Annotated in this window: 2 protein-coding genes; both read right to left on the bottom strand. The window is 63.4% G+C overall.

What is annotated here, in order from left to right; all coding sequences use genetic code 11:
- Positions 1-20: 20 nt before the first annotated feature.
- Positions 21-665 (bottom strand): MBL fold metallo-hydrolase, encoded by a 645-nt coding sequence (locus tag I71_RS31925; protein WP_042703805.1) that lies wholly within the window; start codon positions 663-665, stop codon positions 21-23.
- A gap of 139 nt (positions 666-804) precedes the next feature.
- Positions 805-2,443, bottom strand: a 1,639-nt coding sequence (locus I71_RS38620; RefSeq protein WP_042703802.1) for a hypothetical protein, incomplete at its 5' end; no start/stop codon positions are given.

Below are 2,443 nucleotides of genomic sequence, written 5' to 3'. Positions count from 1 at the left end.
GTAGGCTTGAGCCGGAACTGTCAATTCCGGCTGAACAGCTGGACGGGGCCCCCCGCTGCCGCCCCGTCGCCTGCGGTCCTCAGGAAGCGGTCGCTGCTCGGCGGGGCCATGCGTCCCAGCAAACTTGTGTCGCGCGGCGGCCCCAGCACCCGCACGCCCAGGCCGGGAATGCCGACGGCATTCTCGTCGATCCGGTCGCCGCCCGCCAGATAGCGCACCGCGCCGCCGTTGATGCCGGCTTTCAGCAAGTCCAACGCCGCAGCATTGCCGGTGGCCAGTTCGAACACCGCCTTGGCGGAGAGACTTGCAGGCGCCGCGGCGAACCGGCTGGCCAAAGCCGCGGTCATGCCGTCGCGCAGCCGTCTCAAGCCGATGGCCTGCTTATCCTCGCCGTCCTCGGTCCAGGGCAACCAGACGTGATCGACCCGAACGGTCTTGAAGATGTCGGCGTGGAGACCGAAGCCGGAGATGTGATCCTGGTGCGCATGGGTGGCCACGACGAGGGCAAGATGCCCCTCGCATTCAAGCGCCAGATTCTCGACCGTCTTTTTCAGGGTGCCGACGTTGCCTCGTGAGTGGACGCCGCAGTCGATCAGGATATGGGTCTTCCCGGCATCGGTCGGCAAAGTCACCAGGAAGCAGTCGCCGAAACCGACGCGGTACATCCGGATCCGGATGGCCGGCCCGACCGGAGCCGCAGGCTGCTGCCCAGGCGCGGCCGGGACGGCGGCCGCCGCGGCCGGGGTTCGCCCGCGGCGGGTGGCGCGTCTCCGCGTCGTGGATTTGACGGCGGTCCCCGGCATCTCAATACCCTCTGTGGATGGCCGCGAACTCGGGCATCTCCAGCTGCCTGCGTCCGTTATAGGCGAAGAGCGGAGAATCCGCGTTCAGCTGCAAAAGGAAATCCCGCTGCCCCTCCAGCCGGCCCGCACTGGAAAGCCCCTTTTCGATCACATAAAGGACATTGCCCTGATGGTCGAAAATAACGGTGGAGCCGCCCCTGAAGTTGAAGATCGGCGACCGTTGGTCATTGGGATCGAGGTGAACGACGCGCTTCTGCACGAACTCGACCACGAATCCCACCTTAAGCCGCCCATCCGGAGCGATGCGGAAGATTGGATGATAGGACCACGGCTGCACTCCCCATTTCGGATCCAATCCGAGGGCAAACGCATTGGTCTTGGCATAGCTCTGCAAGGTAATCGCGTTGTGGCGTGCCCGTTCATCGTTCGATTCCGCGGATTTCGGATCGATATCCTTCAGGACGTCGAACATCAGTCCCTCGCAGCGCGGTACCGGCCTGTCCCTTTCCTCGGGGCCGCACCAGGCGAGGGCATCCTCCGAATAGGACATGGCGCCGTCCGGAACGATCCCGCGCGCGCGGAACGCGTTGATCAGTTCGGTGCGATAGCCATAGGGATCGTCAGGCACCAGTTGGGAGTCGGCGGTGACGAGGGCGCGCAGATATTCCCCGAACTGGAGATCCACCGGCGGACAATAGTCGATCGCCCTGATGCAGATGTTCAGGAAGTGCGTCGCCGTCTTGACCGCTTCCTTGCACAGTCTTCGCGCCAGATCGGGGTGGACGTTCCCGCCGTCCACTGGCGCGCCGCCGGCTCGTGCGATGCGGATCAGATCGCGGGTGCGTTTCACATAGATTGTAAAGAAGGCATCGAAGACGGCCGCCACCAGGATCGAGCCCCGCTCGTGGGGTTTGGTCACACTGCGGTAGGCGGACGGGTCAGGGGCGCTGCCGATGGCCTCGCGCAGTGCCTTGCGATGCCCCATGGATTCGCCAAACTGCTTGGCCAGGCCGACGAGCGGGTTGCTTCTGGCTTGCTCGCCACGGATCACCGCCTCTCCGTTGGGAGCGACGTCGGAGTCCAGCGTCGCAAGATGAATGCGGCCGCCGGTCCGGTTGATGACGTCCAGAACGACCTCTTCAAGCCGGAAATGCTGAAACAGCGCGACGATATCCGCAAAGGCTTCGTGGAAGGCCGTGGTGTCGGGACTTGTCGATTCGGAAAAATAACGGCGAATCCGGTCCAACACGGCATGTGTGGTCTCATGCGCGATGATGTCGTGCGACAGGCAGGTAAAGACGGTCTGCCCCGGAATGCTGTCGCCGGCATCGTCGAGCGATGCCGGAAAATATCCGAACAACAGCGCCTTCATGCGCCGGTCGTAAAATGCATTGGCCTGCTGAAAGGCGTGCGGAAAGATGCGCAGGTGGGCGCGCAACGGCGCCCCCTTTCGTGTGCCCGCGCGCGGCCTCCATGTGATCTCCCGTCCAAGGGCGAATTCAAAGCGGCGAATGGTTTCACTGGAAACGGCGTAGACCATCTGCTGATGGAACCGCGGATCCGCTTCGGTCGGATCGAGCCCGTTGGTCAACAGCAGAGACGGGTCGTTCAAATCGACGGGTTCATAGTATTGACCATTC

The organism is Azospirillum sp. B506, assembly GCF_000333595.1.
Taxonomy (GTDB): Bacteria; Pseudomonadota; Alphaproteobacteria; order Azospirillales; family Azospirillaceae; genus Azospirillum.
The sequence above is the reverse complement of the archived record's forward strand: the minus strand, read 5'-3'. Positions and strand labels throughout refer to the sequence as shown.